The sequence below is a fragment of the Nostoc sp. NMS4 genome, from assembly GCF_017115095.1.
GTDB lineage: Bacteria > Cyanobacteriota > Cyanobacteriia > Cyanobacteriales > Nostocaceae > Nostoc.
The window spans coordinates 1-7843 of sequence record NZ_JABXKI010000147.1 but is presented as its reverse complement, the minus strand read 5'-3'; the positions used below and the strand labels follow the sequence as shown (position 1 = coordinate 7843).

Annotated in this window: 7 protein-coding genes; 3 read left to right on the top strand and 4 right to left on the bottom strand. The window is 42.2% G+C overall.

Annotated elements, in window-relative coordinates; genetic code table 11:
• Nucleotides 1-42: 42 nt before the first annotated feature.
• Nucleotides 43-390, bottom strand: coding sequence for a DUF4347 domain-containing protein (locus HWQ37_RS12335; protein ID WP_292747595.1), 348 nt, complete (start codon nt 388-390; stop codon nt 43-45).
• Nucleotides 391-952: 562 nt separating this feature from the next.
• On the opposite strand from HWQ37_RS12335, the gene HWQ37_RS12330 reads away from it, so the two are divergent.
• Nucleotides 953-2011, top strand: coding sequence for a glycosyltransferase (locus tag HWQ37_RS12330; RefSeq protein ID WP_292747592.1), 1059 nt, complete (start codon nt 953-955; stop codon nt 2009-2011).
• A gap of 64 nt (nt 2012-2075) precedes the next feature.
• On the opposite strand, the gene HWQ37_RS12325 is transcribed toward HWQ37_RS12330, so the two are convergent.
• Together HWQ37_RS12325 and HWQ37_RS12320 are read right to left on the bottom strand one after the other, a co-directional pair.
• Nucleotides 2076-2732 (bottom strand): hypothetical protein, encoded by a 657-nt coding sequence (locus HWQ37_RS12325; RefSeq protein ID WP_292747589.1) that lies wholly within the window; start codon nt 2730-2732, stop codon nt 2076-2078.
• Nucleotides 2733-3030: 298 nt separating this feature from the next.
• Nucleotides 3031-3858: an ABC transporter permease gene (locus HWQ37_RS12320; RefSeq protein ID WP_292747586.1), complete on the bottom strand. Its 828-nt coding sequence runs from the start codon at nt 3856-3858 to the stop codon at nt 3031-3033.
• Between the two features lie 392 nt (nt 3859-4250).
• Here HWQ37_RS12320 and HWQ37_RS12315 point away from each other — a divergent pair, with 392 nt between their 5' ends.
• Nucleotides 4251-4790 carry a DUF3172 domain-containing protein gene (locus tag HWQ37_RS12315; protein WP_292747583.1) on the top strand — a complete coding sequence of 180 codons (540 nt, stop codon included), beginning with the start codon at nt 4251-4253 and terminating at the stop codon, nt 4788-4790.
• Between the two features lie 162 nt (nt 4791-4952).
• On the opposite strand, the gene HWQ37_RS12310 is transcribed toward HWQ37_RS12315, so the two are convergent.
• Nucleotides 4953-5717, bottom strand: a complete 765-nt coding sequence (locus tag HWQ37_RS12310) for a DeoR/GlpR family DNA-binding transcription regulator (RefSeq protein WP_292747579.1) — start codon at nt 5715-5717, stop codon at nt 4953-4955.
• Nucleotides 5718-5966: 249 nt separating this feature from the next.
• On the opposite strand from HWQ37_RS12310, the gene HWQ37_RS12305 reads away from it, so the two are divergent.
• Nucleotides 5967-7843 (top strand): transketolase C-terminal domain-containing protein (locus HWQ37_RS12305; protein ID WP_292747576.1); only part of this gene is annotated, 1877 nt, incomplete at its 3' end.

Genomic DNA, 7843 nt, shown 5'->3' with positions numbered 1-7843 from the left:
CCCCAATTCTTACGGCGAATTACACGTAAACTAAAGCCACTCTCATCCCAAAACCGAAAACATCTTCTGCCATTGTTGCAGTTGCTGGCTATGGGATTCGAGGGTATCGAGTTCTAAGTGAGTATTGCCCAGTTGCAAGCTACCGGGGGCACCGTGGCAAACAATATGAATGTTGCTAAGATTCTGGTTAGCGCGAGTTGCCAAAATCTCCGTAATTTGCTTAATACCGTTTTGTATCGGGTCAATAACGAATACTTCGGTGTTGGGGATAACACCGTTAATTAAACTCTGATAGTCTTCAACTGCCGTGTCGATGAAGACTAGGTTATGTGTATATGACGTGGTAATTACGGAATTTAATTGGAAGTGTGGAGTATGTAACGTTGCCATTTTGTTACCTTAAACTAAGGTTATGAGTTCAACCTGACTGAAGCTTTGTCATTACAGGGTTTTCACACAATTATTAACAGTAATAATGAATTATTTGTTACCATTAATTTCCTTTTTTATCATCAGGCAAATTGCTATTTTTGTAAAGCATTATTTCAGAAGTGCCTATAAATGAACTGCTGAGTTACCAAGAAAGCAAAACACGGGATTGAAACAAGGACGCTATGCTTGGCTTAGGTTGGAGAGACGCGATAAATCGCCGTCTCTACAGAAAATTTATTGGTATTTATATGTCTGCTGTGCTGAACTAGAGTTCGATACCAGAGTATTTAGAAGTAGAAAACTTGAAATAGCAAATTTAGTCTTCAGAATTTTGGAGTTTTACCCCGATTTACCCTGCCGTTACTGAATAAGTCTTTAAGCTAAGTAATTGTTTAGAAGCACTCTTAATCAGTAGAAAGTGGTTAATTTTACGCACTACTGACTATTTTTGAGTTGTCACTAATTATGTTGATTTATACTCAGTTACTTATCTTTATTTTTTATACACATTTCAAAGATTATGCGAATCATACATATTTTGAATCACGTTCAAGAAATAGGTAACGGTATTGTGAATGTGGCTGTGGATCTGGCTTGTCTACAGGCAAAATCTGGTTATGAGGTGGCGGTTGTTTCTGGGGGTGGTGAATACGAGGCTTTACTAGATATTTTTGGTGTCAAACATTACCAATTAGACCAAAGCAGAAAACCGATAAATACGATTAAAGCAGCTATGCGTTACCGAGCGATCGCAGCTGAATTTCAACCGGATATTGTTCATGCCCACATGATGACGGGGATAATATTAGCACGTATTTTTAAAGGAAACAAATATGCTTTAGTTTCTACAGTCCACAACGAATTCCAGCGTGCCAGCCTATTGATGGGTTTAGCTGACAGGGTAATTGCTGTCAGTAAAGCTGTGGGAGATTCTATGATTAGGCGTGGTATTCCAGAAAACAAATTGCGGGTGGTATGTAACGGAACTTTAGGCAGTCCCCGCACTAGACAGATACAAGATTATCTACCTTTACCATTACAACATCCAGCGATCGCCACCGTAGCCGGGATGTATCAGCGCAAGGGAATTGCTGAGTTAATCGCTGCTTTTGAACAAATTGCCTCAGATTTCCCTCAAGCCCATCTTTATTTGGTAGGAAATGGCCCTGATAAACAGCTATTTGAGGCACAGGCACGGGCAACTTCTGTAAAAGAACGCATTCATTTTGAAGGCTTTCAACCGGAACCTCAACGCTATCTGATATCTTGTGACATATTTGTGCTAGCTTCCCACCGTGACCCTTGTCCTCTGGTACTTTCGGAAGCTAGGGAAATTGGAACTGCGATCGTTGGAACTCAAGTAGACGGGATTCCTGAAGCTTTAGACAACGGGCGAGCAGGTCTTTTAGTACCAGTAAAAGATAGTCATGCTTTAGCTGGGGTTTTAGTACAATTACTGAGTAATGCCGAGATGCTGCAAGAGTGGAAACAACGGGCAAAGAAAAACCTAGAAAGGCTAAGTGTTGCCCGCGTCCATCAGGAAACAATGACAGTGTATCGGGAGTTAATTACAGAATAAGGGCATGGGCATTGGGCATTGGGAAAAAACTTACTGCAACTTCTCCCCTGCTCCCCCGCTCCCCTTAACAGAGCGATCGCTTTAATTTTAAAGCTACACCTAAAGCGCCAAAGACTAGTACACCCAAAACGTTCGTTGATTCAGGAACGGCGGTGTAAAAAGCAGCCACTCTGATCGGCCCATCTTTATCTTCTTGCTCTGCTGGAATTGGTGGAATGATTCCAGCACCTGGGGCTAGATTAGGCAGGGTGGCGAATGGATTGTAAAACAGAGTTCCGTTTGGGATAACGCCACCACTAAAAGTGATAGTACTACCAGCAATGGTAATGTCTTTAAAAATATCCTTTAAATCGGGGTTAACAGAGTTACCAATCTTGCCATCTCCATTAACATCTCCCCACTGCACTGGTTCATTATTAAATGCTGGAGTAGAATTCTGATTACTATAGGACAGCGTTTTTAAATCAAATACCAAGCTGTTTATATCGTTACCAGTGGCATTTAGAAAGTTATTAGCTACATCTGGAACACCATATTCTATTACTTGCCCTGGTAGATAGTCTTTAAGGGTTCTTGGTTTTTTTGCGTCGAGTACATCTTGATTTTTAGTCGTCACAATGGGTTCTACAAAGATGACGGCTTTTGCTGGTGTCCAAGACAAAAAACTAATTCCTGCTGTTCCGAGAACAGACAAGGCTATTTTTGTGACAATTTTAATCATACTTGTGTCCTTTGGATATTGATTCACAGAATGCTACACCGCATGGTTTAAATCAAACAGCAAAAACTCACTTTTCAACCGCTATCTATCTGCTAGGTAAATAGTGGTTAATTTGTGCTTGCTCACTGAGTTGATATCTACTCATAGGTTGATTTATAAAGCAATTCTTGTAATGCTTTATCATGATAACTAGTAATTTCACGCAATCTTTATAAAAAATCCAAATTACAACTTATGCATTGACAGATTAGACAATATGTGAAGCATAAGTAATTACCCTGACTCCTTACGAATTACTTTAATCTTGTTGATGAGCAAATTTATACCCACCCCAGAGAGAAAGTGCGATCGCAACCACTAGCAAAACCGGTATACTGTACCAAGGAAACTGAGACAAGGGTAAATGAGCAACTGCACGTAATCCAATACTGGCGTAAGTTAGTGGCAGCAAGTAAACTACAACTTTGAGAGCCGCTGGTAATGTCGCAGGGTCAAAGAAGGTCGCTCCTAAGAAGGACATGGGGATAATGATAAAATTATTGTAAAGTCCAACTGATTCGAGCGATCGCACACTCAACCCTACAATCACCCCCAATCCAGCAAATACCGCACAATTCAGCGCCACCAACAGTAAAAATAGTGGGTTGAGAAAATTCCAGTTTCCAGTCAACAGCAGCGCCACCAAAATCACGGAACCTGAAGTCATCAAACCCCGCACAACTCCCGCCAGCATTTTACCGATGTACAACGCTAAGGGATGTATAGGCGTTAACAACAATTCCTCAAAGGTTTTGGTAAATAGTCTGTCTCCACAAATTGAAAATGTCGTTCCCGCAAAGCTAACCGTCATCGACGACAGCGCCACCATTCCCGGTAATATAAATTCCAAATAGTTATCATAATTACCACTAATTCCTGAACCAGGTTTGATGGAACTACCCAAACCCAAGCCAAAAGCTAAAATATATATCAATGGGGATATTAAACCTGATGCCGCAACTGGTAGAATCCGCGCGCGTAAATCTAACCAATCTCCCCAAAAAATAGTCAGACTATCAGCTAGGAAGATTTGAAGTTGCGAAGTTTTGAACCTCTTGCCCGAAGGTAGCGCTCTTTGAGATATCACGTGCTTTCAATTACTTGTTAAAATTTCATTAAGTGTTAATTTACATTGTTTTACACATCAATTGCTAGGGGTAACAAAAATATCTCATCCTAAAAATTGAAAATTACAGCAGAATTCAGAATTCAGAATTCAGGATTAAAAAGCTATTATTTCAATTAGCCAGACAAGTCTTGAGAAACTTGTATCAGGTAGGCAAACTTTCGCCACAGTGTACTAGATTAAATTAAAATTTTCTTGTCCAAATATCTAGATAAACTCGTATTTTTCTCATTTAACAAGAATATTGCAGAGAAACTCACAGGCAATTATAGGCAAGAATAGGCATACTGAAAGAGGGAGAAAAAACTTTAGACTACTCCCTCCCAAATCGGCGTGAAGGTGACTAAGCAACAATGAAACGTAAATCTACTGGTAGATCGGCTACTACTTCTAAACCCTCTATTTTCCAATCCCCTCTATTTAACTTCACCACCATCGCAATTATGGGAGGGGTGTTAATTTTGGGAATTGGGATTGGCATTGCTTTTAGTTCTACAACCACATTAGCCCCATCAAATGTAGCTTCCCGTGAATTTATAGACACCAAAGCACCAAACCCGGAAATTTGTGTGCAGTACGGAGCCAGCGCAATGGTGATGGACGCTAGACTGTTCGTCACTCTTAACCCCTTCAATGTCTATGTTGCCCAGCCTAGTATGCGTCCTGGATGCGTGATCCGACAAAATAACTGGGCGCTTTTAGAGCAACGTAAATTGGTGACATCCGATCAGGTAAATGAGTGCAAAAATCGCCTGAATACCTTTGGTTTCACAGGTAACTTGGACAGTGGCCAACCTGATATTAGGTGTATATATCAGAATGAAGCTGCTCAAAACTTCTTCACCGCTCAACCGGGAGCAGTTGGAACACCTCAAGAAACGGATAGATTTTGATTTGGGCATTGGGCATGGAGAAGAGACAAGGTAGACAAGGAAGAGGGGGGAGACAAGGGAGAGACTTGTTCAAGAATTCCCCCTTGTCCCCCTTGTCTCCCTTGTCTCCCCAGTCCCCAGTTCCCAGTCCCCAGTCCCCAGTCCCCAATCTCCAGCGTCAGATCATTCGTACTCATCACGTATAATGGTCAAACCTAAAGCTTTGTAAGCACTCAGCATATTATTAGATACTGTCGGTGCTGTTACTAAGTAAGTCAGGGCATGAATAGACTCCACTAGATAAGGAGCAGCTGTATCTAATTTTTCTGCTGTCACTAATCCTACTACCTCAGCCGATCCAGCAATCATGGCTCGTTTGACATGGGCTTCGTCTAGGTTAGGTACACTAATCCCAACTTCTGGATGTAAACTGCAAACTCCCAACATGCACAAATCTGCACGAATCATCCTTAATGTCTCAATTGTGACAGTACCCACGTTAACTAAGGCTTTTTTGTAGAGTTGTCCACCTAACATCACAACGTCTATATGGGGATGTTCTGCTAAAGCAACTGCTATTGGCGGACTATTTGTGATCACTGTTGCGTGCAAATCTAGGGGCAAATGACGGGTTACTTGGAGAGTTGTTGTACCTCCATCTAAAATTACCACCTGTCCTGTACAAACTAATTTTGCTGCTGTCCGAGCGATCGCTTCCTTTTCTTTTGGCGCTTGCTTTTGGCGATCGGCATAACTGGCGGTGGCTGGAGATTTAAGCAGCGCTCCCCCATGAACCCGTTGTAATAGTCCCGTTTCTGCCAATTCTCGCAAGTCCCGGCGAATCGTATCCTCAGAAACTTTGAGAACAGCACTAAGTTCTGTCGAAAGTACCTTTTTATCACGCCGCAGAATTTCTAAGATGAATTGTCGTCGTTCAGCAGTTAGCATAATTAATTTTCCTGAAAATGCGTTTTTGAGCTTGAAATTGCACGTTTGTGAGTTTATACTTATTGATATGAAATTCTTTGTACGGTAATCCGTAACTTAAATTGAATTCAAGCACATTCATGCACAAGTGAATGTATTGATTTTGGCATTTGATGAAACCGTAAGGTTCTAAGTGGTTGCCCAATGCCTTTTAACAACTTTTTTTGTAGTGCGCGTCTGTTGAAATTGTTTTTATTCAATCAATAAACCATGACTATTATGAATACCCAATTTCCAATCGATCTCGGTGCTTATAAACCTTTAGCGCTCAATCCAGCAAATTCCAGCCTCACTGCCCAACAGCGAGAGACTCTCAAAGCGAATATTCAACTTTGCCGAGATGCGATCGTCTTTTTTACAGCCACTGGCGCTGCTAGTGGAGTGGGTGGCCATACTGGTGGGCCTTATGATACAGTGCCAGAGGTGATGATCCTGGATGCCTTTTTTCGGGGAGCATTGGAGCAATTTGTGCCGATTTTCTTTGATGAAGCAGGGCATCGAGTCGCCACCCAATATCTAATGGCAACGTTACATGGTGACTTACCTGCCGAACAACTTTTACATTATCGCCAAGCACATTCCCATTTACCGGGACACCCGGAACTAGGGCTAACTCCTGGTGTGAAATTTAGTTCTGGCCGCTTGGGCCATGTTTGGCCTTACATCAATGGTGTTGCAATGGCGAATCCAGGCAAAGTTGTTTTCTGTCTCGGTTCTGATGGATCGCAGCAAGAAGGTAACGATGCTGAAGCTGCTCGCTTGGCTGTTGCTCAACATCTCAACGTCAAGCTGATTATTGATGACAATGATGTAACGATCGCTGGACATCCTTCAAAATATTTACCTGGTTTCACTGTCGCCAAAACCTTAGAAGGCCACGGGTTAAAGGTTCTTCAGGGAGACGGCGAAGACTTAGACGATTTATACCGTCGCCTTTGTGAAGCTGTGAATACTCCCGGAGCGATCGCTATTATCAATAAACGCCCGATGTGTCCTGGTATTGAAGGTTTAGAAGGTTCTACTCATGGCCATGATGTCATTTCTGTAGATTTAGCAATTAAGTATCTAGAATCTCGTGGACAAACTGCCGCGATCGAATACCTTAAAAGTATAGAGAAACCCAAGCAAACATATACATTCCTGGGTTCTAGTGACAAATGGGGCGCTAACCGTAATGTCTTTGGTGAAGCCGTGGTGGGTGTTCTCAGTCGCATGAGTGAGGCGGAGCGCAAAGAAAAAATTAAGGTCATTGATAGTGACTTAGAAGGCTCCTGCGGTTTGAAGAAAATTCACGATACATACCCAGAAATATTTATTTCCTCTGGCATCATGGAGCGGGGTAACTTTTCTGCTGCGGCTGGATTTGGGATGGAGAAGGGTAAACAAGGTATTTTTGCGACCTTCAGCGCCTTTTTAGAAATGTGTATCTCAGAAATTACAATGGCACGGTTGAACTATTCCAATGTTCTGTGTCACTTTTCCCATGCCGGTATAGATGATATGGCAGATAACACCTGCCACTTCGGTTTGAACAATATGTTTGCCGACAATGGCTTGGATGATGGCTACCAAACACAGTTATACTTCCCAGCAGATGTTAATCAAATGACAGCTTGTGTAGAAGCTGTGTTCTTTGAGCCTGGACTGCGGTTTATTTTCTCCACCCGTTCCAAAGTGCCCAACATTAAGGACAGCAACGGCAATGACTTCTTTGGAAGTGGTTACAAATTTGTTCCCGGTAAAGATGAGATTATCCGAGAAGGGACGCAAGGCTACATCATCAGTTTTGGCGATGCTCTCTACCGTTCCTTGGATGCTGTAGAGCGTCTTAAACAAGAAGGTCTAGACGTTGGTTTGATTAACAAAGCAACTTTAAACACCATTGATGAAGAAATAATTACCAAAGTTGGTAACACTCCTTTTGTGCTTGTAGTAGAAGCCTTCAACCGTCGCACTGGCTTAGGCAGTCGTTTTGGTTCTTGGCTACTAGAGCGGGGCTTGACTCCCAAATATGCCCATCTCGGAACTCATAAAGAAGGTTGCGGCGGTTTGTGGGAACAGTACCCATATCAAGGTATCGATCCAGT